Raw genomic sequence first — 25,387 nt, 5'->3', positions numbered from 1 at the left:
CGATGACCGACCGCAATCACGATTCGACCGAGAACCCCGCGGTGGCACGCGCCGGCCTGCTTGTCGTCGACAAGCCCGCGGGCATGACCAGCCATGACGTGGTGGCGCGGTGCCGCCGCCTGCTCGGCACCCGGAAGGTGGGGCATGCCGGCACGCTCGACCCCATGGCTACCGGCGTCCTCGTGCTCGGTGTCGAGCGAGCCACCAAGCTACTGGGCCTGTTGTCGCTGACCACGAAGTCCTACACCGCGACCATCCGTCTAGGCCAGAGCACCGTCACCGACGACGCCGAGGGCGACGTGGTGGAGACCTCGGACGCGTCGGCCGTCACCGACGAGCAGATCGCCGCGGTGGTGGAGACGCTCACCGGCGACATCGAGCAGATCCCCGCCAGCGTGAGTGCCATCAAGATCGACGGCAAACGCGCGTATGCGCGCATGCGTGAGGGCGAGACCGTCGACATCCCCGCACGGCCGGTGACGGTGTCCCGGTTCGACGTGCTCGCACGCCGCGACGTAGGTTCCTTCGTCGACCTGGACGTGGAGGTGGACTGTTCGTCGGGAACCTACATTCGCGCGCTCGCCCGCGACCTGGGAGCCGCGCTCGGCGTCGGGGGACACCTGACTGCGTTGCGACGCACCAGGGTGGGCCCGTTCGGGCTCGAGCATGCGCGCACCCTCGAGGAACTCGCCGACGATCCGGTGCCGAGTCTCGACATCGACGAGGCGATCCGCACAGCGTTCGAGTGCAGGACGGTGACCGACGCCGAGGCCGCGGTCCTCGCGAACGGACGGTGGCTCGAACCGGCGGGAATCGAAGGCGTCTACGCCGCGATCGACGAGCGCGGCCGCGCGGCCGCGCTGGTCCAGGAGAAGGGACGGCGCGCGGCGTCGGTGTTCGTGGTGCGGCCGGCGAACATGTGATCGCTCAGACGAGCCAGATCGCCCCGGCCGCGAGGGTGCCCAGTTCCACCGTGTCACCGTCCGTGCCGATCCGGATCGACATCGTCCCGGCGAAGTCGCGGCGTTCGACGACGCGGATGTCGGTGTCGAGGGAGATACCGACTTCGTCGAAGTAGCGCAGCATCGCGGGGTCGGCGTCGGAGATCCGGGCGACCCGCCCGTGCTCGCCGTCTGCGAATGCGGTGAGGGGTCGGGCCGGTGGCGCGTCGACCCGGCCGTCGTGCGACGGGATGGGGTCACCGTGCGGGTCGCGTTCCGGGTAACCGAGTTTGGCGTCCATCGCGGCGACCATCCGTTCGGACACCGCGTGCTCGAGCACCTCGGCTTCGTCGTGCACCTCGTCCCAGCCGTAACCGAGTTCCCGGACGAGGAACGTCTCGATGAGCCGATGCCGCCGCACCATCGACACGGCGGCCGTGCGGCCGGCGTCGGTCAGGGAGATCGACCCGTAACGAGCATGGTCGAGCAGACCTTGATCGGCCAGGCGCCGGACCGCTTCCGACACGGTCGACGCCGAGACACCGAGCTTCTCGGCGAGCAGTTTGGTGGAGATCTTCTCCCCGGACCACTCCTGGACCGTCCAGATGATCTTCAGATAGTCCTGGGCGACCGATGACAGTGTCTCGGTCGCCGTGGTCTCGCTCGTGTCCGTCACGTCGTTCAGTTTAGGTAACCGTCAGCACGGATTCACCCGCGTCGGTCGCCGCGGCGCGGCGGCGCACCGCTTTGGTGACCACGCCGTGCCGCGGCGAGAACAGGTACACCGCCGCGAACACCACCGATTGCGCCAGGACGACGACCCCGCCGGTCGCGGCGTCGGTGTAGTAGCTCGTGTACACCCCGACGACCGACGCGGCGACCGCGAGCACCGGTGCGATGACGAGCATCCGCGCGAGGCGGTCGGTGAGCAGGTAGGCGGTAGCTCCGGGGATGATCAGCATCGCGACCACCAGAATCACCCCGACCGCCTGGATCGCGCTGACGATGGTGACGGCGAGCAGCGCGAGCAGGAGCGCCGACAACCGGCCGGGTGAGATACCCAGGGCGTGTGCCTGCACCCGATCGAACGCGAACAGCGTCAGGTCACGACGCTTGACCACCAGCACGACGAGCACCGCTGCCGCGAGCGCCGAGACCTGCCAGACGTCACCGGAGGCAAGGCCCAGCAGGTTGCCGAACAGCACGTGGTTGAGGTCGATCTGGCTGGGGTTCTTGGAGATCAGCACGACACCGAGCGCGAAAAGCGTGGTGAAAACGATGCCGATCGCGGCGTCTTCCTTGACACGGCTGGTGTTGCGGACCAGCCCGATCAGGGCGACCGCGATCCCCGCGAACAACAGGGCACCCAGCGCGAAGGGCGCTCCGGCGAGATACGCGAGCACGACGCCCGGCAACACCGCATGCGAGACGGCGTCACCCATGAGCGACCACCCGATCAGGACGAGCCAGCAGCTGAGCAGGGCGCACACCACCGTCGCGGCGACCGCCACGATCAGCGCGCGCTGCATGAAGCCGTACTGCAGGGGGTCGAGCAGTAGATCGAGCATCACTGCACCTCTCGGACGGTGGGCGGGCCGGCAGGCGAGTCGGCCGGGGAGGCGCCGAACGCGAGCGCCAGGTTCTCGGGACGCAGCACTTCGTCGGGTGAACCGTGAACGAGGAGACGTCGTTGCAGCAGAACGGCCTCGTCGCAGAGGAGCGGCAGGCCGGTCAGGTCGTGTGTCGCGACGAGGACGGCGTGCCCCGATGCCGCGAGGTCGCGGATCACCGTTGTCAGCGCCTGCTGCGTCTTCGTGTCGACACCTGCGAAGGGTTCGTCGAGCAGGAGCAGGGGAGCTTCCTGCGCGATCGCCCGCGCCACGAACACGCGTTTGCGCTGGCCGCCGGACAGCTGGCCGATCTGCCGTGTCGCGAAGTCGGTCATGCCGACGCGGTCGAGGGCGGCTTCGACGGCAGCACGGTCCGCAGGTCGTGGCCTGCGTATGAAACCCTGGCGCCCGAACCGGCCGGTCATGACCACGTCCCGTACGCCGATCGGGAAATCCCAGTCGACGGCCTCCGACTGCGGCACGTACGCCACCGCACCCTTCCGGCGTGCGGCCGCGGTGGATCCGCCGGTGATCGAGACGCGCCCCGACACCGGCCGGACCAGACCCATGATCGTCTTGAACAGGGTGGATTTGCCGGAGCCGTTGGTTCCGACGAGTCCGCACACCCTGCCGGGCGCCAAGGCCAGCGACACCCGGTCCAGCGCGGTGACGGAGTCGTAGCGCACGGTCACGGTATCGATGTCCAGGGCGGGTGTGGTCATCGTGTCAGTCCTGCCGTGATGGTCGAGATGTCGTGCCGCAGCAGATCCAGGTAGGTGGGGACCGGACCGTCCGGGCCGGACAACGAGTCGACGTAGAGCGTCCCGCCGAATCGCGCACCGGTGTCGGCGGCCACCTGCTGCTGCGCCTTGTCCGAGACGGTCGATTCGCAGAAGACTGCGGGTACCCGGTTGTCGCGCACGAAGTCGACGGTCTGCGCGATCTGCTGGGGTGTGCCCTGCTGGTCGGCGTTGACCGGCCACAGGTACGCCTCCTTCAGGCCCGCGTCGCGTGCGAGATAGCTGAACGCGCCCTCGCACGTCACCAGGGCGCGCTGGGCTTCGGGGAGTGCCGAGACGCCGGCGACGAGGTCCTCGTGGAGAGCGGCGAGTTCCGCCTTGTAGGCGGCAGCGTTCGCGGCGAACTCCGCCGCGTGTTCCGGCGCGAGATCGGTCAGGGCCGCAGTGATGTTGTCCACGTAGATCTGGGCGTTGAGCGGAGACATCCAGGCGTGCGGATTGTTCTGCCCGGCGTAGCTGTCGCCGGTGATGAACTCGGGTTCGATGCCCTCGCTGAGTACCACGTGCGACGCGTCGGCGTCTTCGAGGAACTGCTCGAACCAGCGCTCGAGTCCGAGGCCGTTGTCCAGGACGAGGTCGGCGTCGGCGGCGTTCCGGAGGTCGCTGGGGGTCGGCTCGTAACCGTGGACCTCGGCGCCGGGCTTGGTGATGGACTCGACCCGGACGTGCTCGCCCGCGACCGCGCGGGTCATGTCGGCGATGACCGTGAACGTGGTCAGAGCGAAGGGGCGCTCGTCGGCTTCCGTCGGGGAGGCGCAGGCAGCGAGGGTCGCTGCGGCGATCGCCACCACCGCGGTTTTGACCCATCCAATCGAAATGTTCGGCACACCGAAATTATGCATTCGGGTCGCAGATGCTGTCCATGCGGGCTGCGCGACCGGGCGAGGATGACCGGCCGGCGCGTGCGCCGTAGGCTGCCGATGTGCAGAGATGGCGAGGTCTGGACGAGATACCTGCGGACTGGGGTCGTTGTGTGGTGACGATCGGGGTGTTCGACGGCGTACACCGGGGACACCAGCAGTTGATATCGAGCGCTGTGAAAGCCGCGACGGAGCGGGGTGTGCCGAGCGTGCTCATGACGTTCGACCCGCACCCCATGGAAGTGGTGCGGCCGGGCAGTCACCCCGCGCAGCTGACCACCCTGGCGCGGCGCGCCGAGTTGGCGGAGGAACTCGGAATCGACGTGTTCTGCGTCGTGCCGTTCACCCCCGAATTCATGAAGCTCTCACCCGAGAGGTACGCCCACGAGATCCTCGTCGAGCGACTCCATGTCGCCGAGGTGGTGGTGGGGGAGAACTTCACGTTCGGCAAGAAGGCCGCCGGGACGGTCGACCTGCTGCGTTCGATCGGCGCGCGCTCGGGCTTCGCGGTGCAGGGACTGACCCTCGTCGCCGAGCACGCGGTGACCTTCTCGTCGACCTACATCCGGTCCTGTGTGGACGCCGGCGACGTCGCTGCGGCGGCAGATGCGCTCGGCCGTCCGCACCGGGTGGAAGGGGTCGTCGTGCACGGCGACGGTCGCGGTCGTGGACTCGGGTTCCCGACCGCCAACGTCGCCCCGCCCATGTACGCGGCGATTCCGGCCGACGGGGTCTACGCCGCCTGGTTCACCGTCCTCGGCTCGGGATCACCCGTCGAAGGGGTCTCGGTCGGGGAGCGGTACATGGCCGCCGTGTCGGTCGGAACCAATCCGACCTTCTCGGGACGCAAGCGCACCGTCGAGGCCTACGTTCTCGACGAGGAAGCCGACCTGTACGGCCAGCACGTGGCCGTGGACTTCGTCGAGCGGCTGCGGGGAATGGAGAAGTTCGATTCCGTGGAAGCCCTGATCTCGGCGATGCACCGCGATGCGGAGCGTGCGCGCGAGATTCTCGCCGGCTGACGCCCACCCCCGACGGGGTGCAGCGATGCACGCGAGGGCCGGGCAACCGGCTCTGGTAATATCGTCTGCTGGTGTGTGCTGCGGTTCGCGGCGGCCGCACCGGCGGACCCGGTCCGCTTTCTGTCACGCGGACGTCAGTTGTTCAGGAGTAATACCAGTGGCATTGACCACCGAACAGAAGAAGCAGATCCTCGGCGAGTACGGCCTCCACGAGACCGACACCGGGTCGCCCGAGGCTCAGGTCGCGATGCTCACCAAGCGCATCGTCGATCTCACCGAGCACCTCAAGCAGCACAAGCACGACCACCACTCCCGCCGCGGCCTGCTGCTGCTGGTCGGTCGTCGTCGCCGCCTGCTGAAGTACGTCGAGAAGGTCGACGTCGAGCGTTACCGCTCGCTCATCCAGCGTCTGGGCCTGCGTCGCTGACGCAGCCGGGAAGCGACACGATCTGCATCCGCTGATCTTTTCCGACAGCCAACGGGGTACCCACTACACTGGGCCCCGTTGGCTATCGGTGTTTGTGCCGCGATAGCCGGCACACCACACCGCCGACGGCGGTGAACCGTATGCACCGATGGTGTCGGTCCTCGGTAGTGACTTTCCGGTCCAGGCACGGTGTCCGTGTGCGATACCCCGGCCGGAAAGTTTCGATCGACGACCGCCTCCGTGAATCGGTGCGCAACCACGGCCAAGGGGGCCGTGGAGCCCGCGCGGGTACGGCGAAGACGAAGAGGGAAGAGAAGATACAAAGATGACAAGCAATTCCGCAGTCGAGACCGACGAAGGCGTCTACGAAGCCGTCGCGACACTCGACAACGGTGCCTTCGGCACCCGCACGATCCGTTTCGAGACCGGCCGCCTTGCCCAGCAGGCCGCCGGAGCCGTCGTCGCCTACCTCGACGACGAGACCATGCTGCTCTCGGCCACCAGTGCGTCGAAGCACCCCAAGGACCATTTCGACTTCTTCCCGCTGACGGTGGATGTCGAAGAGCGCATGTACGCAGCCGGCCGCATCCCGGGCTCGTTCTTCCGTCGTGAAGGCCGCCCCTCCACCGATGCGATCCTCACCTGCCGCCTGATCGACCGGCCGCTGCGCCCGTCGTTCGTCGACGGTCTCCGCAACGAGATCCAGGTCGTCGTCACGGTTCTGAGCCTGAACCCGAACGACCTGTACGACGTCGTCGCGATCAACGCGGCGTCGGCCTCCACGCAGCTCGCCGGCCTGCCGTTCTCCGGCCCCGTCGGTGGCGTGCGCGTCGCGCTCATCACGTCCGACGACAACAAGGCCGGGCAGTGGGTCGCCTTCCCGACGGTCGAGCAGCTCGAGAACGCCGTGTTCGACATGGTGGTCGCGGGCCGCATCGTCGGTGGCGGCGACAACCCGGACACCGCTGACGTCGCGATCATGATGGTCGAGGCAGAGGCGACCGAGAACGTCATCTCGCTCATCGAGGGCGGCGCACAGGCGCCGACCGAGGCGATCGTCGCCCAGGGGCTCGAAGCCGCCAAGCCCTTCATCGCCCGTCTCTGCGTGGCCCAGCAACAGCTCGCAGCCGCCGCTGCGAAGCCGACCGGCGACTTCCCGCTGTTCCCGCCCTACGCGGAGGACGTCTACGCCGAGGTCGAGGCCGCTGCGTCGACCAAGCTGGCCGAGGCGCTGACCATCGCGGGCAAGCAGGAGCGCGACGACCGCACCGACGAGATCAAGGTCGAGGTGCTCGAGCAGATCGCCCCGAAGTTCGAGGGTCGCGAGAAGGAGATCGGAGCGGCCTTCCGTTCGCTCACCAAGAAGCTGGTCCGCCAGCGCATCCTGCGCGACCAGTTCCGCATCGACGGGCGCGGGATCACCGACATCCGTGCACTCTCCGCCGAGGTCGCGGTGGTTCCCCGCGCACACGGTTCGGCACTGTTCGAGCGTGGCGAGACGCAGATCATGGGTATCACCACCCTCGACATGGTCAAGATGGCTCAGCAGGTCGACTCGCTCGGCCCGGAGACCAGCAAGCGCTACATGCACCACTACAACTTCCCGCCGTACTCGACCGGTGAGACCGGCCGCGTCGGTTCGCCGAAGCGTCGCGAGATCGGCCACGGCGCTCTCGCCGAGCGGGCCATCGCGCCGGTGCTTCCGAGCCAGGAAGAGTTCCCGTACGCGATCCGTCAGGTGTCCGAGGCACTGAGCTCGAACGGCTCGACGTCGATGGGCTCCGTCTGTGCCTCGACGCTGTCGCTGCTCAACGCCGGTGTGCCGCTGAAGGCGCCGGTCGCCGGCATCGCGATGGGCCTCGTCTCCGACGAGGTCGACGGTGAGATCCGCTACGTGGCGCTGACCGACATCCTCGGAGCCGAGGACGCCTTCGGCGACATGGACTTCAAGGTCGCCGGCACGAAGGACTTCGTCACGGCCCTGCAGCTCGACACCAAGCTCGACGGCATCCCGTCGCAGGTGCTCGCGGGTGCGTTGTCGCAGGCTCACGACGCTCGCGCCACGATCCTCGAGGTCATGGCCGAGGCGATCGACAGCCCGGACGAGATGAGCCCGTTCGCGCCGCGCATCACCACGATCAAGGTTCCGGTCGACAAGATCGGCGAGGTCATCGGGCCCAAGGGCAAGATGATCAACTCGATCACCGAGGAGACCGGCGCCAACATCTCCATCGAGGACGACGGCACCGTCTACGTCGGTGCCGCGGACGGCCCGTCCGCGCAGGCCGCGATCGACAAGATCAACGCCATCGCCAACCCGCAGCTGCCCAAGGTCGGCGAGCGATTCCTCGGCACCGTGGTCAAGACCACGGCGTTCGGCGCATTCGTCTCGCTGCTGCCCGGTCGCGACGGTCTGGTCCACATCAGCAAGCTGGGCAACGGCAAGCGCATCGCCAAGGTCGAGGATGTCGTGAGCGTCGGATCGAAGCTCCGCGTCGAGATCGCCGACATCGACAACCGGGGCAAGATCAGCCTCGTGCCCGTCGAGGACGACTCCGCCGAGGCCGCTCCGGCCGAAGCGACCACCGAGTCCTGATCGGTCCCTCCCGGTAGGCCTTCGGCTCCGGGCGGACATCACCGCGCGCTGTTCTTCCCTTCGGGGAGGGACAGCGCGCGGTGTCGTTGTACGGCAGAAGCCGGAGAGAGGCGCCGGACCGCTGCTTTCGCACGAAACTCGTACGCCTTCCCACGTATACCTTTCGGCAAAGCCGCCCGGGGATCCCGTACGCGGGTGTTCCCTGGTAGATGTGAGCACGATTGCACCCACGGGAATCGGGGCACGGCCGGGCGTCAACCTCGCGTTGGCGACCTGGGTATCGTCGATGAACTTCTGGGCCTGGAACTTGATCGGGCCGCTGTCGACCACCTACGCGGGCGATATGTCTCTCAGCAGTTCCGAGACGTCGATGCTCGTGGCGACACCGATCCTCGTCGGCTCCCTGGGCCGCATCGTGGTGGGTGCACTCACGGACCGCTACGGCGGCCGGATCATGTTCATCGCCATCACCCTCGCGTCGATCCTGCCGGTCCTCGCCGTCGGCTTCGCGGGGAATGCGGGCTCGTATCCGCTGCTTCTGCTGTCCGGGTTCTTCCTGGGTATCGCGGGCACGATCTTCGCCGTCGGAATCCCGTTCGCCAACAACTGGTACGACCCGTCGCGGCGCGGTTTCGCCACGGGTGTCTTCGGCGCGGGCATGGTCGGCACGGCCCTGTCGGCATTCTTCACGCCGCGTTTCGTCGGCTGGTTCGGGCTGGTCGCCACCCACGTGATCATCGCCGTGGTGCTGGCGCTGACCGCGGTGCTGTGTGTGACCGTCATGAGGAACGCACCCGCATTCGTACCCAACACCCAGCCGGTCGTGCCCAAATTCCTTGCGGCATGCAAGCTCCGTGTCACCTGGGAAATGTCGTTCCTCTACGCGATCGTCTTCGGTGGTTTCGTCGCGTTCAGCAGCTACCTGCCCACCTACATCAGGACGGTGTACGAGTTCTCGGCGGTCGATGCAGGCACCCGCACCGCGGGCTTCGCCGTCGCCGCGGTGATCGCCCGCCCCATCGGCGGAACGCTCTCCGACCGGATCCCACCGAAGTACGTGGTGATCGCATCGTTCGCCGGCACCGCGGCGACCGCATTCATCGCTACGTTCAAGCCACCGCCGGACTTCTGGTCGGCCGTTGTCTTCATCACCATGGCGATCTTCCTCGGCATCGGCACCGGAGGCGTGTTCGCCTGGGTGGCGCGGCGTTCGCCCGCGCAGTCCGTCGGCAGCATCACCGGCATCGTCGCCGCAGCAGGTGGCCTCGGCGGATACTTCCCGCCGCTCGTGATGGGCGCAACCTACGACCCGGTCGGCAACGACTACACGGTCGGGCTGCTGCTCCTGGTCGCGGCTGCCCTCGCCGCGCTGGCCTACACCGCGATATGGCTGAAGGCACGTGAACCGGCCGCGTCGGGCCAGGCTCCGCATCGGCAACAAGAGGAGAACACGTGACTACGGAAAAGGCCGCTGTCGGTGGATCGCTCGAGGAGCTGATGGTCCGCAGCGGCCGGTTCTTCTCCCGCGGAGAAGAGTCGGCCGACACCCGCACCATCCTCCACCAGGGCGGTAGGCAAGGCGACATCTTCTACCGCGACAGATGGAGCCACGACAAAGTGGTGCGATCCACCCACGGCGTGAACTGCACCGGGTCGTGTTCGTGGAAGATCTACGTCAAGGACGGGATCATCACCTGGGAAACCCAGGAGACGGACTATCCGACTGTGGGGGCGGACCGCCCGGAGTACGAGCCGCGCGGTTGTCCTCGAGGTGCGGCCTTCTCCTGGTACACCTATTCGCCGACCCGGGTCCGGTACCCGTACGCGCGCGGCGTGCTGGTGGAGATGTATCGCGAAGCGCGCGCACGCCTCGGCGATCCGGTGCTCGCCTGGGCGGAGATCCAGAACGATCCGGAACGCCGTCGGCGGTACCAGCGCGCGCGGGGCAAGGGCGGGCTGGTGCGGGTCACCTGGGCGGAAGCCACAGAGATGGTCGCGGCGGCGCACGTCCACACCATCAAGGAGTACGGACCCGACCGGATCGCGGGTTTCTCCCCGATCCCGGCGATGTCGATGGTGTCGCATGCAGCAGGCTCCCGGTTCATCGAGTTGGTCGGCGGCGTCATGACCTCCTTCTACGACTGGTACGCCGATCTCCCGGTGGCGTCCCCGCAGGTGTTCGGCGACCAGACGGATGTTCCCGAATCGGGGGACTGGTGGGATGCGGCATACCTGTTGATGTGGGGTTCGAACGTCCCGGTGACACGCACCCCCGACGCGCACTGGATGACAGAGGTCCGGTACCGCGGAACCAAGGTCGTCGCGATCAGCCCGGACTACGCCGACAACACCAAGTTCGCCGACGAGTGGATGCCGTGTGCCGCGGGCACCGACGGCGCCCTGGCGATGGCGATGGGTCACGTGCTGCTCCGGGAGTGTTACGTCGAGAAGCGCGTGCCGTTCTTCGCCGACTTCTCCGCGCAGTACACCGACCTGCCATTCCTCGTGAGACTCGAAGAGCGAGAAGGAAAGTGGGTTCCGGGCAAGAACCTCACCGCCGCCGACCTCGGTCGGAACGTGGAGAACGCCGTGTTCAAGCCGGTACTGCTCGACAGCGTGACCGACGGGGTGACGGTGCCGAACGGTTCACTCGGATTCCGCTACGGCGAGGACGGGATGGGCAAGTGGAATCTCGACCTGGGCGACCTGAAACCCGCCCTGACGGTGGCGCCGGCGGCCGGTGGCACGGCAGAGGTCCTCGCCGTTCATATGCCCAGCTTCGACACGATCGACGGGCGCGGTGAGAGCCTCGAACGCGGCGTGCCGATTCGCCGAGTGGGCGACCACGTGGTCTGCACCGTCTTCGACCTGATGCTCGCGCAATACGGGGTGCGACGGCCGGAACTGAACCTCCCCGGGCAGTGGCCCGCCGGATACGAAGACCCCACCTCGCCGTACACACCCGCCTGGCAGGAAGCGATCACCGGAGTGTCGGCGGCACAAACGATCCGGATCGCCCGGGAACTCGCTCGCAACGCCGAGGAGTCGGGCGGCCGGTCGATGATCATCATGGGCGCCGGGATCTGCCAGTGGTTCCACGGCGACGCGACCTACCGGGCGGTGCTGTCGCTGCTGCTGCTCACCGGTTCCATGGGGCGCAACGGAGGCGGCTGGGCGCACTACGTCGGGCAGGAGAAGTGCAGGACTGCGACCGGGTGGGCCACGATGGCGATGGCCACCGACTGGAGCAGACCGCCTCGCCAGATGGCCGGAACCTCCTACTGGTACGTGCACACCGACCAGTGGAAGTACGACGGGTACCGGGCGGACGCTCTGTCGAATCCCCTCTCGCGCGGGCGCTTCCGGGACAAGCACACCATGGATGTGATGGCTTCGGCGGTGGCGATGGGGTGGTCGCCGTTCTACCCGCAGTTCGATCGCAACACGCACGAACTGGCCGACGAAGCGCGAGCGGCCGGTCGTGAGATCCCCGAGTACATCGCCGAACAGCTTGCCCGGGGAACGGTGAAACTCGCTGTCACCGACCCGGATTCACCACGCAACTGGCCGCGTGTGCTCAGTCTGTGGCGGTCGAATCTCCTGGGCTCGTCCAGCAAGGGCAACGAGTACTTCCTGCAGTATCTTCTGGGCACCGACTCGAATATCCAGGGTGCGCAGGCCGCACCGGACCTGCGGCCGAACGACGTCGCCTGGGGGGACGACACCCCAGAGGGCAAGCTCGACATGCTGATGTCGATCGACTTCCGGATGACGTCGACGACCCTGTTCTCGGATGTCGTTCTGCCCGCGGCGACCTGGTACGAGAAGGGGGATCTGTCGAGTACCGACATGCATCCGTACGTGCACGCGTTCAGTGCCGCGATCGATCCCCCCTGGGAGGCACGGTCGGACTACGAGGCGTTCGGTGCTGTCGCGAAGGCGTTCAGCGCCCTGGCGCGCACTCACCTCGGGACGCGGACCGACGTGGTGATGGGGACACATCAGCACGACACCCCCGGTGAGATGTCCTTTGCCGGTGGAAGCGAGAACGACTGGACGAAGACCGGTGAGGTACCGGTGCCCGGCAAGACCATGGGTCCGCTCGTCGTCGTCGAACGGGACTACACCGCGATCGCCGACAAGTGGTCCACACTGGGCCCGCTCGTCGAATCGGCGGGGCTGACCACCAAAGGTGTCACCACCCACCCCGATCGAGAAGTCGGGGAACTGGCCGTCAAGTTCGGCGTCCTGGATTCCGGACCGGCGGCCGGGCGCCCGGCGATCACCAGCGCGGAGCGGATGGCCGACGTGATCCTGGCACTCTCGGGGGCATCCAACGGACGGCTGGCGGTACAGGGCTACCGCGAACTCGAGAAACGGACCGGCCGCAGGCTGGTACATCTCGCCGAGGGCAGCGAGGAACGCCGGATCACCTACGCCGACACCCAGGCGCGTCCCGTGCCGGTCATCACGAGTCCCGAGTGGTCGGGCAGCGAGACCGGCGGACGCCGCTACGCCCCGTTCACCACGAACATCGAAGAACTCAAACCGTTCCACACCCTCACCGGCCGGATGCATTTCTACCTCGACCACGACTGGATCGAGGAGATGGGCGAACAACTACCGACCTACCGGCCTCCGCTGGACATGAGCCGCTTGTTCGGCGAGACCTCGATCGGCTCCGGTGACGGGGTGGGGCTGACGGTGAGATACCTGACGCCGCACTCGAAATGGTCGATCCACTCGGAGTACCAGGACAACCTCTTCATGCTGTCGCTCTCACGCGGCGGGCCGACGATGTGGATGAGCCCGGCGGACGCCGCAAAGATCTCGGTGCGTGACAACGACTGGGTCGAGGCGGTCAACCGGAACGGTGTCGTGGTGTGCCGCGCCATCGTCTCGCAGCGCATCCCCGAAGGAGTGGTGTTCGTCCACCACGCGCAGGAACGCGTCATCGATGTTCCCCTCACCGAAACCACGGGAACGCGAGGAGGGATTCACAATTCGATCACCAGGATCCTGATCAAGCCCAGCCATCTCGCGGGCGGTTATGCGCAGACCTCGTACGCGTTCAACTATCTCGGACCGACCGGCAATCAACGCGACGAAGTGACTGTCGTGCGCCGCCGGTCACAGGAGGTGACGTACTGATGTCCACCGTCGTACTCCAGAGGCAGGGGCGATCATGAAGGTCATGGCACAGATGGCGATGGTGATGAACCTCGACAAGTGCATCGGCTGCCACACGTGCTCGGTCACCTGCAAACAGACCTGGACCAATCGGTCCGGCACCGAATACGTGTGGTTCAACAACGTCGAGACCCGTCCCGGGCAGGGCTATCCCCGCACCTACGAAGATCAGGACAAGTGGCGCGGCGGATGGTACCGGGACAAGAAGGGCAGGGTTCGCCTTCGCGACGGGGGCCGGCTGCACAAGCTCAGCCGGATCTTCTCCAATCCCAAGATGCCGGCGATCGACGACTATTACGAACCCTGGACCTACGACTACGAGACACTCACCAATGCTCCTGCGGGCGAGAACATTCCGGTGGCGCGGCCCCGGAGTCTGCTCAGCGGCGAACCGATGAAGGTGGAGTGGTCGGCCAACTGGGACGACAACCTCGCCGGTTCACCCGAGATCGTCCCGGACGACCCGATCCTGGTGAAGATCAACGAGCAGGTCAAGACGTCGCTCGAAGAGACGTTCATGTTCTACCTTCCCCGGATCTGCGAGCACTGCCTCAACCCTTCGTGCGTCGCGTCCTGCCCCTCCGGGGCGATCTACAAGCGTGCGGAGGACGGCATCGTCCTGGTGGACCAGGACCGGTGCCGCGGCTGGCGGATGTGCATCTCCGGATGTCCTTACAAAAAGGTCTATTTCAATCACAAGACCGGTAAGGCCGAGAAGTGCACGTTCTGTTATCCCCGCGTGGAGGTCGGCCTGCCGACGGTGTGCGCCGAGACCTGCGTCGGACGGCTGCGCTACATCGGCCTGGTGTTCTACGACGCGGACCGGGTGCTCGAAGCGGCCGCGGTGGAGAACGATCAGGATCTGTACGAGGCGCAGCGCGGGATTCTCCTCGACCCGAACGATCCGGAAGTGATCGCCGGTGCCCGGGCGGAAGGGATCTCCGACGAGTGGATCGCCGGTGCACAACGTTCGCCGATCTACTCACTGATCAACGTCTACAAGGTCGCGTTGCCTCTCCACCCGGAATACCGCACCATGCCGATGGTCTGGTACGTGCCGCCGCTCTCACCGGTGGTCGATGCGGTCAGCCGCGACGGTCACGACGGTGAAGAACTCGGAAATCTCTTCGGGGCACTCGAGGCGTTGCGGATTCCCATCCGCTACCTCGCGGAACTGTTCACCGCGGGCGACGTCGCAGCCGTCGAAGCGGTGCTCCGGCGACTCGCGGCGATGCGGTCCTACATGCGCGATATCAATCTCGGTCGCGACACTCAGCCGCACATCCCGCAGTCGGTGGGGATGACGGAGGAACAGATCTACGAGATGTACCGGTTGCTCGCGCTCGCCAAGTACGAGGAGCGGTATGTGATTCCCACCGCGTACGCCACCGAAGGTCACCAACTCGAAGAATCCGCGACGGACTGCTCGCTCTCGTTCGCCGGTGGCCCGGGGATGTACGAGTCGGGCCCGTTCGGTGAGTCCAGCGGGGGACCGGTGCCGGTCGCGGTCGAGACGTTCCATGCGCTGGCGGAGCGTCAGACCACAGAGGGTCTCGCCGTCAACGAGCGTGAGCCGTCACGGGTCAATCTCCTCAACTGGGACGGCAAGGGCGCGCCCACGGGACTGTTCCCGAACGCCTGGCCGGACGACGGCGAGGAGCGGCGGTGACACTGTTCCGGCGGGCGTCACGCCGAGAGGATCCCGCGCGCCGGCTGCAGACGCGACTCGTCCACCAGGCAGCCTCGTTGCTGCTGGCCTATCCGGACGAGCAGATGGCGGACCGTCTCGGGACCGTCGAGGCACTGGTCGGCCACATCGACGAGCCCGCGCGAGGCCGGCTCGCCCGGACGGCGTCCTACCTGCGGGGCAGCAGCCTGCTCGACGCGGCGCAGGCATATGTCGACACATTCGATCTACGTCGCCGCTCGACGATGTACCTCACCTACTGGACCGCTGGAGACACCCGCAACCGCGGATCGGAGATCCACGCATTCGTGCAGACCTACCGGGAGGCCGGCGCCGAACCCCCGGTCGACGAGGCCCCCGACCACCTGCCTGTGGTGCTCGAGTTCGCGGCCACCGTCGCGCCCGAGGCGGGTGAACGGTTGCTGGTCGCGCACCGGGTTCCGATCGATGTGCTGCACCGGGCGCTGGTCGGTGACGATTCGCCATACGCGGACACCATCGCGGCGGTGTGTGCCACGTTGCCTCCGGTCGACGAGGCGCAGGAGCAGCGGGCCCGGCAACTGATGCATGCGGGACCGCCGGCCGAAGCGATCGGGCTGCAACCGTTCACGCTGACCGTTCCGCCTCGCCGGGACTCCCACCAACGACGAGAAGGGCGGTAGACGATGAGCGCGGGTGCAATCTTCTGGAACGTCGTGCCGTACGTGACACTCGCGGTTCTGATCGTCGGCACGTGGTGGCGCTACCGGTACGACAAGTTCGGCTGGACCACACGCTCGTCGCAGCTGTACGAGAGCCGGCTGTTGCGTATCGGCAGTCCGCTCTTCCACTTCGGCATCCTCGTCGTGATCATCGGCCACATCATCGGACTGCTGATCCCGAAGTCGTGGACGTACTCGCTGGGGATCAGCCAGCACGCGTACCACGTCCAGGCTCTCGTACTCGGCACGATCGCGGGCCTCTGCACCCTGGTGGGGGTGGGCCTGCTGGTCTATCGCCGACGGACCAACGGTCCGGTGTACTCCGCCACGACGCTCAACGACAAGGTGATGTACGTGGTTCTGGTGGCCGCGATCGTCGCGGGCCTGGCGACCACCTTGATGGGGGCGGGCGTGGTCGGCGAACACAACTACCGCGACACCGTCTCGCCGTGGTTCCGGTCCATCTGGATCCTGCAACCGAAGGGAGAACTCCTCGCCGAGGCACCCGTCTCGTTCCAGATCCATACCCTCATCGGTCTGCTGCTGTTCGCGATCTGGCCGTTCACCAGACTCGTCCATGCGTTCAGCGCACCCCTGGGATATCTGTTCCGCCCTTACATCGTCTACCGGAGCAGGGACGAGGCGCGAGACGGCGACCTCGTCGGTGCACGTCCCCGGCGCCGCGGTTGGTGACCGACGCTTCATCCGGGCGCGCATGTATCGTGTGATGTTCCGTTCCGGGACGTACGTGCCCGAACCCGACCGCAGGACCGCTGAACACACACATGGCTCGCACCCAGCACACTTCTCCCTTCGATCCGGCTCCCGCAGTGGAGTCCGGTGTCCGCCGTACCGTGCTGCCCGGAGGGGTGCGTGTGGTCACCGAGCACGTGCCCGGAGTGCGCTCGGCGGCAGTGGGCGTCTGGGTGGGAATCGGGTCGCGTGACGAACAGCCGTCGGTCGCGGGTGCGGCGCACTTCCTCGAGCATCTGCTGTTCAAATCCACCCCGACGCGCACGGCCCTCGACATCGCCGAGCTCGTCGACGGGGTGGGCGGCGAACTCAACGCCTTCACCAGCAAGGAACACACCTGCTTCTACGCGCACGTGCTCGACGACGATCTGCCGCTCGCGGTCGACGTCGTCGCCGACGTGGTACTGCGCGGCCGCTGCCGCAGCGCGGACGTGGACGTCGAACGGCAGGTCGTGCTCGAGGAGATCTCGATGCGCGACGACGACCCCGAAGACCTCCTCGGCGATGCCTTCCTCACCGCGTTGTACGGCGACCATCCCATCGGGCGCCCGATCATCGGTTCGGTCGACTCGATCGAGGCGATGACCCGAAACCAGCTGCACTCCTTCCATGTGCGCAGGTACACCCCGCAGCGGATGGTGGTCGCGGTCGCCGGGAACGTCGATCACGAGCACACCGTCGAACTTGTGCGTCGCGCGTTCGCCGGCCACCTCGACGACGGTGCCCGGCCCGTGCCCCGCCGTGAAGGCCGGCTGGAACTGCGTACGCCGCCCAGGCTGAGCATCACCGAGCACGACGGGGAACAGGCGCATCTCTCGCTCGGGGTCCGGTCCTTCGGCCGGCAGGACGACCGCCGCTGGGCGCTGTCGGTGCTCAACGCCGCAATCGGTGGCGGTCTGAGCTCCCGCCTGTTCCAGGAAGTGCGGGAGAAGCGGGGACTGGCGTACTCGGTGTATTCGGGGACCGACACGTTCGCCGACACCGGCGCGTTCTCCGTCTATGCCGGATGTCAGCCCGACAACCTCGCCGAAGTCGCGACGGTGATCCGCGAAGTGCTCGCCTCCGTCGCCAAGGACGGCATCACCGACGCCGAATGCGCTCGGGCGAAGGGGTCGTTGCGCGGCGGCCTGGTCCTCGGGCTCGAGGACACCGGGGCACGGATGCACCGAATCGGCCGCAGTGAGCTGAACTACGGCCGGCACTGGAGCCTGACCGAGACTCTCGAGCGTATTGCGGCGGTCTCGTCGGAACAGGTACGAGAAGTCGCGGCAGATCTGCTGCACAGGCCGTTCGCGGCCGCTGTGGTGGGCCCGTACCGCCGTCCACGGGACCTTCCCGCCGCGGTGCGCGGGATCGTGGGCTGATCTCCGGCCTTCCGGCCCTCTGGCCCAGGACCCGACCGCCGGCACAGTCCCGGTGGCCGCCCGTGCGGGCCACCGCGACGATTGCGTACGCTTTCCTCGGAAAGACGTGACGGGAAGGTCGTGGACGGAACAGTGAACGCAGCAGCAGTTCGGGTAGGTGTGCTCGGCGCCAAGGGCAAGGTCGGCCAGGCCATCTGCGCAGCAGTCGAGGCGGCCGCGGACCTCGAACTCGTCGCAGAGGTGGACCGGGGCGACAGCCTCGAAGACTTCGTGACGTCCCGCGCCGAGGTCGTCGTCGATTTCACGCACCCCGACGTGGTGATGGGCAACCTCGAGTTCCTGATCGACCACGGCATCCACGCCGTCGTGGGCACCACCGGCTTCGACGAGGCCCGGCTCGACCGGGTGCGCGACCTCCTCGCCGGTAAGCCCGAGGTGGGCGTGCTCATCGCCCCCAACTTCGCGATCGGCGCGGTGCTGTCGATGCGCTTCGCACAGGCTGCTGCCCGGTTCTTCGAGTCCGTCGAGGTCATCGAACTGCACCACCCCAACAAAGCCGACGCGCCGTCCGGCACCGCCTACCGCACGGCCGAACTCATCGCCGAGGCTCGCGCTGCCGCAGGCGTCGGGCCGAGCCCGGACGCCACGAGCACCGAACTCGAGGGGGCACGCGGCGCGAATGTCGATGGTGTGCGGGTACATTCGGTCCGCCTCGCCGGTTTGGTGGCGCACCAGGAGGTGCTGCTCGGAACGCAGGGGGAGACCCTCACGATCCGCCACGATTCGATCGACCGGTCCTCCTTCGCTCCGGGTGTCCTGCTCGGCGTCCGCGAGATCGGCTCGCGCCCCGGGCTGACACTCGGCATCGACCCCCTCCTCGACCTGTGAAGAAAGATCTGCTCAAGGTCCTCCTGCCGATCGCGTTCGTCGTGGTCGCGCTGGCGTTCTATTTCGTGTTGCTGGGAAGCCGCGGAATCGACCTGATCCGTTCGGGCGGCGTCGCGGCAGTCGGTCTCGGCATCGGCGTGCTGCTCCTGCCCTTCATCGGGGTGTGGATCGTGTACGCGAGTCTCCATGCCGGATGGCAGCATCAGCAGCTCGCGCGCCGCATCCACGAAGAGGGACTCGAACTCGACGTCACCGACCTGCCGCGCCGGCCTTCTGGACGGATCGACCGCGATGCCGCGGACGCCCTGTTCGAGACCGTCAAACGGGAATGGGAGGCCGACCCCGACAACTGGCGGAACTCCTACCGGCTGGCGAGGGCGTACGACTACGCCGGCGACCGGGGCCGCGCACGCGACACCATGCGGCGCGCGGTGGCGCTCGAGCGGGCGGAACGCGAGGGCAAGAACTGACCCACGCGGTCGGGCGGGTCGCGCCGGGGCCCCGTCGTAGTCTTCGGGTGTGATCGAACAACGCGAAGCCGCAGACCGGACGCTGCTCGTCGTCCACCACACCCCGTCCCCGGCGACACGGGAATTGCTCGAAGCGGTGCTGGGCGGGGCGAACGACCCCGACATCGACGGGGTGACGGTGCGCGCGGTGCCTGCCCTCGGCGCGACCGTCCCGGATGTCCTCGCCGCCGACGGCTATCTGTTCGGTACTCCCGCGAACTTCGGATACATGTCGGGCGCACTCAAGCACTTCTTCGACACCGTGTACTACCCGTGCCTCGACACGGTCGCAGGCCGTCCCTACGGAATGTGGGTCCACGGCAACGACGACACGGCGGGTGCGGTGTCGTCGGTGCGCCGTCTCGTGACGGGGATGGGACTCACGCAGGTCGCGGCCGACCTCGAAATCACCGGGCCGGTGGACGCGCAGGTCCGAGAACGCTGCTACGAACTCGGTGGGACTGTCGCGGTGACCGTCGCCGAGCAGATGTGACGCCAGGTTCCCGGCGGGACCGTCAGCGGAAGTTCTCCTCGACGAACTTGGTCAGGCCCTTGCCCGCTGTTTCGATCGCGGTCTTCTCCGCTCGCCGGACGAGGAATCCGGGAAGCGGAATCTTGGGGTCGATCGTCAGACTGAAATCGACCGTGGTCGCCCCACCCGAGGGCGTGAGTGTGTAGGCGCCGTCCTGCTGATTCTGCTGGGTGCTTTCGACGAGTGTCCAGGACATCGACCGGTCGCCGTCCCACGTGTAGTCGACGACCTGCTCGTCGGTGAGGCCGATGACCGAGACGGTCATGCGCACGCGATGCGGCCGCCCGTCGGGGTAGGTGGACTCTATGACGACCTTCTTGTGCGTCGACGACCAGTCGGGCAATCGGTCCACCGCCGCGATAGCCGCCATCACCTGCTCCGGGGTCGCCTTGATCTCGAAGCTCTTGGTGCTGCTCACGGCCATCAGTTGGTGTCCTCTCGGGTCCCGTGCACGGTGCGTCGGGAATCTACCGCACAGGAGGCCGATTCAGGCCGTATCGCCGTCCTTGCGGTCCTCGCCGGCCTCGCCGTTGTCGGGCTCCTTCGGGGCGGGTGCGGGGGGAGAGGCGGGCGTGGTGTTCTGCCGTCGCCACTCTTCGGCGCGCTGCTGGTACCGCTTCTGATCCTTCAGTGCACCCTGCACAGCCTGCGCCACCCAGGAGTTGAGCGACACGCCGCTCTGTGCGGCGGCTTCCTCCGCGCGGGACTTGATCTGTTCGACGAGACGCAGGGTGACCCGGCTGATGTCCCCGGTCATCTCCTCGAAGGTCGGCGTCGGGGGATCGGTGTGGGGCGTCGCATCACTGCGCACGTCGACGACGGCCTCGGTCCCGTCGAGTCGGACGGTGACGCTGTGATCGTCCAGTCGATCGCTGATCTCACTCGCCATGTCCGACAGCGCGCTGAGAACGGCGAGACGCGCCGGTGCGGCGAGGGCGGCGGAGAGCGCGGCCGCAGTGCGACGGGTCTGCTCGTCACCGAGTTCGGCGGCGTTGAGGACGGCGTCGGTGATGGCCGCGGTGTAGGTGTCGATGTTCATGACGCCAGTGTGACGCCATTGATGACATCAGTCAACGGCATGGTGCTGTCGTCAGTGCTGTCGCTGTGATGTCACCTCGGGTCCTACCCACCGAGCGTCACTCGGAGTCGCTAGGGTGCGATCACGCACGGGAGGAGACGCGCATGGTTCCCGAACCCGCCACCCTGAAGGTCAGGCTCATCGCCAAGACCGAGTTCCTGCCGCCCGACGACGTCCCGTGGGAGACCGACGCCGACGGCGGGGAAGCGCTCGCCGAGTTCGCCGGACGTGCGTGCTATCAGAGCTGGTCGAAGCCGAACCCGCGGACGGCGACCAACACCGGATATCTGCGGCACCTGCTGACCGTGGGCCACCTGTCCGTACTCGAGCACGCCTCCGTCACCTTCTACATCACCGGAATCTCCCGTTCGTGTACTCACGAGCTGATCCGTCACAGGCACTTCTCCTTCTCGCAGCTGTCCCAGCGTTTCGTCGCAGACGGCGATGCTCCGGTTGTCGTTCCTCCCGCGATCGCGGGTGACCCGGACCTCGAGGAACTGTTCTTCGCCGCCACCCGGCGCAGCCGTGACGCGTACGTGGAACTGCTCGAGGCCCTCGACGAAAAGATGGCGCACCTGCCACCCGGGCCGTTGCGGGCCAAGCAGGTGCGCGAAGCCGCGCGAGCGGTCCTCCCCAACGCCACCGAGACCCGCATCGTCGTCACCGGCAACTACCGATCCTGGCGGCACTTCATCGCCATGCGCGCCACCGAGCACGCCGACGTCGAAATCCGGCGGCTCGCGGTCGAGTGCCTGCGACAACTCATCGACGCCGCGCCGAATGCGTTTTCGGACTTCACCATCGATGCGCTGCGCGACGGCAGCGAAATCGCCGCTCCCACCTTTGCCGTAGAACACTGAGTTACCCGGCGGGGGCGGGCGTGTGTCGGGCGCCTGCCCTCACGCGGTAGCCTTCTGACCATGACCAACGGTGAATCCGCAACTGCCGTCGAGCTCCCGTTCGGCACTGTCGCCACTGCGATGGTGACCCCGTTCACTGCCGACGGCAAGCTCGACGTGGACGCGGGTGTGCGTCTTGCGAACTACCTCGTCGAGGGTGGCTGCGACGCGCTGGTACTCGCGGGTACCACCGGCGAGTCGCCCACCACCAGCGAGACCGAGAAGCTGGAGCTGATGCGCGCCGTGCTCGCCTCGGTCGGCGACCGCGCGAAGATCATCGCCGGGGCCGGCAGCAACGACACCGCACACAGCGCCGAACTGGCACGCGACGCCGCGCGCGCCGGCGCGCACGGCTTGCTGGTCGTCACGCCGTACTACTCCCGGCCGCCCCAGGCGGGGCTCTACGCACACTTCGTCGCGGTCGCCGACGCCACCGACCTTCCGGTGATGCTCTACGACATTCCGCCGCGCTCGGTGGTCCCCATCGAGACCGACACGCTGCGCCTGCTCGCCGAGCATCCGCGGATCGTCGCGGTCAAGGACGCGAAGGGTGATCTCAACGCCGGAGCCGAGCTCATCGGCACGACCGACCTGAAGTTCTACTCCGGCGACGACCCCCTCAACCTCCCGTGGTTGTCGGTGGGTGCTGTCGGATTCGTCAGTGTCATCGGTCATCTCGTGCCCGGCCGGTTGCGCGAACTGCACACCGCGTTCGAAGCAGGCGACCTCGACCTGGCACGCAGAATCAATCTTTCCATGGTGCCGATCTATCGTGCGGTCGCTCGGCTCGGCGGCGTCAGCGCCTCCAAAGCCGGGTTGAGGCTGCTCGGCATCGACGTCGGCGAACCGCGGCTACCTCAGGTCGCACCGGTATCGGCCCAGATCGACGCCCTCGCGGCCGATCTTCAAGCAGCAGGGGTTCTGTAAATGAGTCGTCCTTCCAACAGCCGTGGCCGCGCCACCCGCAATGCCGGACCGCCGGCCTCGCGTCCGCCGCGTCGCGTCGTCCAGAACTCGGCCGCGGCGCAGCGTCCCGACCCGCGTCCGCCCGTCGACCCGACCGCACGGCTCGGTACCCCGCCCAAGGCGCCCAAGCACGGCCTGCGGGTCGTCGCGCTCGGCGGAATCGGTGAGATCGGCCGCAACATGACGGTGTTCGAGCACCAGGGCCGCCTCCTGATCGTGGACTGCGGCGTTCTCTTCCCGGAAGACCAGCAGCCGGGTGTCGACCTGATCCTTCCGGACTTCCGGCACATCGAGAACCGGATGGACGACGTCGAGGCGATCGTTCTCACCCACGGCCACGAGGACCACATCGGTGCCGTCCCGTTCCTGTTGCGACTGCGCCCCGACATCCCGGTCGTCGGTTCGAAGTTCACGCTCGCGCTCGTCGCCGCGAAGTGCCGCGAGCACCGGCAGCGGCCCAAGCTCGTCGAGGTAACCGAAGGCGAACGCACCGAGCACGGTCCGTTCGAGTGCGAGTACTTCGCGGTGAACCACTCGATTCCCGATGCCCTCGCTGTCGCCATCCGCACGTCGGCGGGCCTGGTGTTGCACACCGGCGACATCAAGCTCGACCAGTTGCCGCTCGACAACCGTCTCACCGACCTCGCAGGCTTCTCCCGGCTCGGTGACGAAGGCGTCGACCTGTTCCTCGTCGACTCCACCAACGCCGAAGTGCCCGGGTTCGTCACGCCCGAACGCGAGATCGGCGGCGTGCTCGACAACGTCATCGGCAAGGCGAAGAACCGGGTGATCGTCGCCTCGTTCGCCAGCCACGTCCACCGGATCCAGCAGGTCGTCGACGTCGCCCACCGGTACAACCGCCGGGTCGCCTTCGTCGGCCGGTCCATGGTGCGCAACATGCAGATCGCGCAGGACCTGGGATACCTCCACGTGCCCGACGGCGTCGAGGTCGACCTCAACGCTGCTGCGTCCTTGCCCGACGACCGTGTCGTGCTCGTATCCACCGGCTCGCAGGGCGAGCCGCTGTCGGCGCTGTCGCGGATGGCGCGTGGGGAGCACCGGCAGATCAACATCCGCGCCGACGACCTCGTCGTGCTTGCGTCGTCGCTCATCCCCGGCAACGAGAACTCGGTGTTCGCGGTGGTCAACGGCCTCGCCAAGCGCGGCGCGACCGTCGTGACGCAGCAGAACGCGAAGGTGCACGTGTCCGGGCACGCCTCTGCCGGCGAACTGCTGTACCTGTACAACGCGGTGCGGCCCACCAACGCGATGCCCGTCCACGGCGAATGGCGCCATCTGCGGGCGAACGCCGCACTGGCCGAGGCCACCGGGGTGCCCAAGGAACGAATCGTGCTGGCCGAGGACGGTGTCGTCGTCGACATGGTCGACGGTCTGGCCGAGATCGTAGGCCGGGTCCCCGTCGGCTACGTGTACGTCGACGGACTGTCGGTCGGTGACGTCGGCGAATCCACTCTGTCGGATCGCCTGGTTCTCGGCGAGGGCGGATTCATCTCCATCTCGGTCGCGGTGGACGCGACCACCGGACGGGCTGTGAGCACCCCGGAGGTGTCCGGCCGTGGGTTCTCCGACGATCCGGCGGCGCTCACGGAAGCCGCGCAACTCGTCGACAAGACCCTCAGCGAGCTCGCCGCCGAAGGCGTCACCGAAACCCACCGCATCGCGCAGGGAATCCGCCGGGTCGTGGGCAGATGGGTCGCCGACACGTATCGTCGCCGCCCCATGATCGTGCCCACGGTCATCGCGGTCTCCTGAGAGCTGGGGTTGCGGCGCGCGGTCCCGGAGGACCGTCGGGTCGCGGCCCCGCCCCCCAGGGTCGGGCAGGTCGCACGGCGCGGGGTACTTCCGTGCCGCGCGGCGATGCCGTCGTTAGAGTGGCCGAATGAGCCTTGCCCGCAGCGAACGACATGCCCTCGTCCATACGATGTCCGAAGTCGGTCCGGATGCGCCCACCTTGTGTGGCGACTGGACGACTCGCGATCTCGCCGCTCATCTGCTCGTGCGGGAGCGCCGGATCGACTCCATGCCCGGAATCATGATCCCTGCGTTCGCCGGTCACACGGAGAAGGTGCGCCGCGCCGCGACGGACAAGCAGTGGGCGCACCTGCTGTCCGAGATCGAGTCAGGGCCGCCGAAGTGGTCTCCGCTCTTCCTTCTCGATTCCGTCGCCAACGCCGGGGAGATGTTCGTCCATCACGAGGACGTCCGCCGGGCCTCGCCCGGCTGGGAACCGCGAGACCTCCCGGTCGAGGTGCAGGACCAACTCTGGCGGATCGCGCGCATGGTCGGACGCAACAGTTACGGCGGATGTGACGTCACCGTGGTGTTCGAGCGCCCCGGCGGCGAGCGCGCCACCGTGCGCAAACGAGGACCCAGGACCGTCGTCCTGCGTGGCGAGCCCGCAGAACTGCTGTTCCACGCCTTCGGGCGCGACGCGGTGCGCCTCGAGAAGGAAGGCGACCCGGGCGCCGTCGCCGACATCGAAGGATCCAAGCGCGGGGTGTGAGCCGGGCGGCGCCGCAGCGGACCTTCCGGACCCCCGAGAT

The 25,387-nt window shown here is 67.4% G+C and carries 23 protein-coding genes; 17 read left to right on the top strand and 6 right to left on the bottom strand.

Features of this window, described 5'->3' with window-relative positions; all coding sequences use genetic code 11:
• Window positions 1-2 precede the first annotated feature (2 nt).
• Window positions 3-923: a tRNA pseudouridine(55) synthase TruB gene (truB, locus tag RDCOP1_RS03035; RefSeq protein ID WP_072698557.1), complete on the top strand. Its 921-nt coding sequence runs from the start codon at window positions 3-5 to the stop codon at window positions 921-923.
• 4 nt (window positions 924-927) lie between these two features.
• On the opposite strand, the gene RDCOP1_RS03030 is transcribed toward truB, so the two are convergent.
• Genes RDCOP1_RS03030 through RDCOP1_RS03015 form a run of 4 tightly spaced genes read right to left on the bottom strand, consistent with a single transcriptional unit; the run spans window position 928 to window position 4,193 of the window.
• Window positions 928-1,617: a metal-dependent transcriptional regulator gene (locus RDCOP1_RS03030; protein ID WP_072698556.1), complete on the bottom strand. Its 690-nt coding sequence runs from the start codon at window positions 1,615-1,617 to the stop codon at window positions 928-930.
• A 10-nt stretch (window positions 1,618-1,627) separates the two neighbouring features.
• Window positions 1,628-2,509: a metal ABC transporter permease gene (locus RDCOP1_RS03025; RefSeq protein WP_072698555.1), complete on the bottom strand. Its 882-nt coding sequence runs from the start codon at window positions 2,507-2,509 to the stop codon at window positions 1,628-1,630.
• Complete coding sequence (locus RDCOP1_RS03020) at window positions 2,509-3,273, bottom strand: metal ABC transporter ATP-binding protein (protein ID WP_072698554.1); 765 nt, start codon at window positions 3,271-3,273, stop codon at window positions 2,509-2,511. The genes RDCOP1_RS03025 and RDCOP1_RS03020 overlap by 1 nt, the downstream gene beginning before the upstream one ends.
• Window positions 3,270-4,193, bottom strand: a complete 924-nt coding sequence (locus RDCOP1_RS03015; protein WP_084722319.1) for a metal ABC transporter substrate-binding protein — start codon at window positions 4,191-4,193, stop codon at window positions 3,270-3,272. The genes RDCOP1_RS03020 and RDCOP1_RS03015 overlap by 4 nt, the downstream gene beginning before the upstream one ends.
• Before the next feature lie 80 nt (window positions 4,194-4,273).
• Between RDCOP1_RS03015 and RDCOP1_RS03010 the strand changes: the two genes are divergently transcribed.
• The 12 genes from RDCOP1_RS03010 to RDCOP1_RS02955 all read left to right on the top strand — a co-directional run bounded on the left by RDCOP1_RS03010 (window position 4,274) and on the right by RDCOP1_RS02955 (window position 19,841).
• On the top strand, window positions 4,274-5,233 hold the full coding sequence (locus RDCOP1_RS03010) for a bifunctional riboflavin kinase/FAD synthetase (RefSeq protein WP_072698553.1): 960 nt from the start codon (window positions 4,274-4,276) through the stop codon (window positions 5,231-5,233).
• A 157-nt stretch (window positions 5,234-5,390) separates the two neighbouring features.
• Window positions 5,391-5,660: a 30S ribosomal protein S15 gene (gene rpsO / locus RDCOP1_RS03005; protein ID WP_072698552.1), complete on the top strand. Its 270-nt coding sequence runs from the start codon at window positions 5,391-5,393 to the stop codon at window positions 5,658-5,660.
• A gap of 325 nt (window positions 5,661-5,985) precedes the next feature.
• Window positions 5,986-8,256 (top strand): polyribonucleotide nucleotidyltransferase, encoded by a 2,271-nt coding sequence (locus tag RDCOP1_RS03000; protein ID WP_072698551.1) that lies wholly within the window; start codon window positions 5,986-5,988, stop codon window positions 8,254-8,256.
• Between the two features lie 286 nt (window positions 8,257-8,542).
• Window positions 8,543-9,712 (top strand): nitrate/nitrite transporter, encoded by a 1,170-nt coding sequence (locus RDCOP1_RS02995; RefSeq protein WP_084722387.1) that lies wholly within the window; start codon window positions 8,543-8,545, stop codon window positions 9,710-9,712.
• 41 nt (window positions 9,713-9,753) lie between these two features.
• Window positions 9,754-13,407 carry a nitrate reductase subunit alpha gene (locus RDCOP1_RS02990; RefSeq protein WP_072698867.1) on the top strand — a complete coding sequence of 1,218 codons (3,654 nt, stop codon included), beginning with the start codon at window positions 9,754-9,756 and terminating at the stop codon, window positions 13,405-13,407.
• 34 nt (window positions 13,408-13,441) lie between these two features.
• Window positions 13,442-15,115, top strand: coding sequence for a nitrate reductase subunit beta (gene narH / locus RDCOP1_RS02985; protein WP_072698549.1), 1,674 nt, complete (start codon window positions 13,442-13,444; stop codon window positions 15,113-15,115).
• Window positions 15,112-15,795, top strand: coding sequence for a nitrate reductase molybdenum cofactor assembly chaperone (narJ, locus tag RDCOP1_RS02980; RefSeq protein ID WP_084722317.1), 684 nt, complete (start codon window positions 15,112-15,114; stop codon window positions 15,793-15,795). The genes narH and narJ overlap by 4 nt, the downstream gene beginning before the upstream one ends.
• Before the next feature lie 3 nt (window positions 15,796-15,798).
• Complete coding sequence (gene narI / locus RDCOP1_RS02975) at window positions 15,799-16,527, top strand: respiratory nitrate reductase subunit gamma (protein WP_072698548.1); 729 nt, start codon at window positions 15,799-15,801, stop codon at window positions 16,525-16,527.
• 92 nt (window positions 16,528-16,619) lie between these two features.
• On the top strand, window positions 16,620-17,951 hold the full coding sequence (locus RDCOP1_RS02970; RefSeq protein WP_072698547.1) for a M16 family metallopeptidase: 1,332 nt from the start codon (window positions 16,620-16,622) through the stop codon (window positions 17,949-17,951).
• Between the two features lie 132 nt (window positions 17,952-18,083).
• Window positions 18,084-18,839, top strand: coding sequence for a 4-hydroxy-tetrahydrodipicolinate reductase (dapB, locus tag RDCOP1_RS02965; RefSeq protein WP_072698865.1), 756 nt, complete (start codon window positions 18,084-18,086; stop codon window positions 18,837-18,839).
• Window positions 18,836-19,309, top strand: coding sequence for a hypothetical protein (locus RDCOP1_RS02960; protein ID WP_072698546.1), 474 nt, complete (start codon window positions 18,836-18,838; stop codon window positions 19,307-19,309). Before dapB ends, RDCOP1_RS02960 begins: the two co-directional genes overlap by 4 nt.
• A 49-nt stretch (window positions 19,310-19,358) precedes the next feature.
• Window positions 19,359-19,841 carry a flavodoxin family protein gene (locus RDCOP1_RS02955; protein WP_084722315.1) on the top strand — a complete coding sequence of 161 codons (483 nt, stop codon included), beginning with the start codon at window positions 19,359-19,361 and terminating at the stop codon, window positions 19,839-19,841.
• A 22-nt stretch (window positions 19,842-19,863) separates the two neighbouring features.
• Here RDCOP1_RS02955 and RDCOP1_RS02950 read toward each other — a convergent pair whose 3' ends face one another.
• Entirely contained in the window at window positions 19,864-20,304 is a 441-nt protein-coding gene (locus tag RDCOP1_RS02950) for an SRPBCC family protein (RefSeq protein ID WP_072698545.1), read from the bottom strand.
• 63 nt (window positions 20,305-20,367) lie between these two features.
• A complete protein-coding gene (locus tag RDCOP1_RS02945; protein WP_072698544.1) occupies window positions 20,368-20,919 on the bottom strand; it encodes a toxin-antitoxin system HicB family antitoxin in 552 nt (183 codons plus the stop codon).
• A 143-nt stretch (window positions 20,920-21,062) separates the two neighbouring features.
• Between RDCOP1_RS02945 and thyX the strand changes: the two genes are divergently transcribed.
• From thyX to RDCOP1_RS02925, 4 genes are all read left to right on the top strand, one after another.
• The gene (gene thyX / locus RDCOP1_RS02940) at window positions 21,063-21,818 is read left to right on the top strand and encodes an FAD-dependent thymidylate synthase (protein WP_072698543.1); all 756 of its coding nucleotides are present in this window, start codon (window positions 21,063-21,065) and stop codon (window positions 21,816-21,818) included.
• A 60-nt stretch (window positions 21,819-21,878) separates the two neighbouring features.
• Window positions 21,879-22,784: a 4-hydroxy-tetrahydrodipicolinate synthase gene (dapA, locus tag RDCOP1_RS21670; protein WP_072698542.1), complete on the top strand. Its 906-nt coding sequence runs from the start codon at window positions 21,879-21,881 to the stop codon at window positions 22,782-22,784.
• Complete coding sequence (locus RDCOP1_RS02930; protein ID WP_072698541.1) at window positions 22,785-24,596, top strand: ribonuclease J; 1,812 nt, start codon at window positions 22,785-22,787, stop codon at window positions 24,594-24,596.
• Between the two features lie 127 nt (window positions 24,597-24,723).
• Window positions 24,724-25,347, top strand: coding sequence for a TIGR03085 family metal-binding protein (locus RDCOP1_RS02925; protein ID WP_072698540.1), 624 nt, complete (start codon window positions 24,724-24,726; stop codon window positions 25,345-25,347).
• Window positions 25,348-25,387: the final 40 nt, after the last annotated feature.

The sequence above is a fragment of the Rhodococcus coprophilus NBRC 100603 genome, assembly GCF_001895045.1.
GTDB classification, from domain to species: domain Bacteria; phylum Actinomycetota; class Actinomycetes; order Mycobacteriales; family Mycobacteriaceae; genus Rhodococcus; species Rhodococcus coprophilus.
Note: the sequence above shows the minus strand (reverse complement) of the source record. Positions and strands in the feature narration are given on the sequence as shown.

Bases quoted from the DNA above. Each gene is read 5' to 3' on its own strand.
- truB (WP_072698557.1), top strand. From the start codon at position 3: ATGACCGACCGCAATCACGATTCGACCGAGAACCCCGCGGTGGCACGC.
- RDCOP1_RS03025 (WP_072698555.1), bottom strand. From the start codon at position 2,509: ATGCTCGATCTACTGCTCGACCCCCTGCAGTACGGCTTCATGCAGCGC.
- RDCOP1_RS03020 (WP_072698554.1), bottom strand. From the start codon at position 3,273: ATGACCACACCCGCCCTGGACATCGATACCGTGACCGTGCGCTACGAC.
- RDCOP1_RS03015 (WP_084722319.1), bottom strand. From the start codon at position 4,193: ATGCATAATTTCGGTGTGCCGAACATTTCGATTGGATGGGTCAAAACC.
- RDCOP1_RS03000 (WP_072698551.1), top strand. From the start codon at position 5,986: ATGACAAGCAATTCCGCAGTCGAGACCGACGAAGGCGTCTACGAAGCC.
- RDCOP1_RS02995 (WP_084722387.1), top strand. From the start codon at position 8,543: ATGAACTTCTGGGCCTGGAACTTGATCGGGCCGCTGTCGACCACCTAC.
- RDCOP1_RS02990 (WP_072698867.1), top strand. From the start codon at position 9,754: ATGGTCCGCAGCGGCCGGTTCTTCTCCCGCGGAGAAGAGTCGGCCGAC.
- narH (WP_072698549.1), top strand. From the start codon at position 13,442: ATGAAGGTCATGGCACAGATGGCGATGGTGATGAACCTCGACAAGTGC.
- narI (WP_072698548.1), top strand. From the start codon at position 15,799: ATGAGCGCGGGTGCAATCTTCTGGAACGTCGTGCCGTACGTGACACTC.
- RDCOP1_RS02970 (WP_072698547.1), top strand. From the start codon at position 16,620: ATGGCTCGCACCCAGCACACTTCTCCCTTCGATCCGGCTCCCGCAGTG.
- RDCOP1_RS02950 (WP_072698545.1), bottom strand. From the start codon at position 20,304: ATGGCCGTGAGCAGCACCAAGAGCTTCGAGATCAAGGCGACCCCGGAG.
- RDCOP1_RS02945 (WP_072698544.1), bottom strand. From the start codon at position 20,919: ATGAACATCGACACCTACACCGCGGCCATCACCGACGCCGTCCTCAAC.
- thyX (WP_072698543.1), top strand. From the start codon at position 21,063: ATGGTTCCCGAACCCGCCACCCTGAAGGTCAGGCTCATCGCCAAGACC.
- dapA (WP_072698542.1), top strand. From the start codon at position 21,879: ATGACCAACGGTGAATCCGCAACTGCCGTCGAGCTCCCGTTCGGCACT.
- RDCOP1_RS02930 (WP_072698541.1), top strand. From the start codon at position 22,785: ATGAGTCGTCCTTCCAACAGCCGTGGCCGCGCCACCCGCAATGCCGGA.
- RDCOP1_RS02925 (WP_072698540.1), top strand. From the start codon at position 24,724: ATGAGCCTTGCCCGCAGCGAACGACATGCCCTCGTCCATACGATGTCC.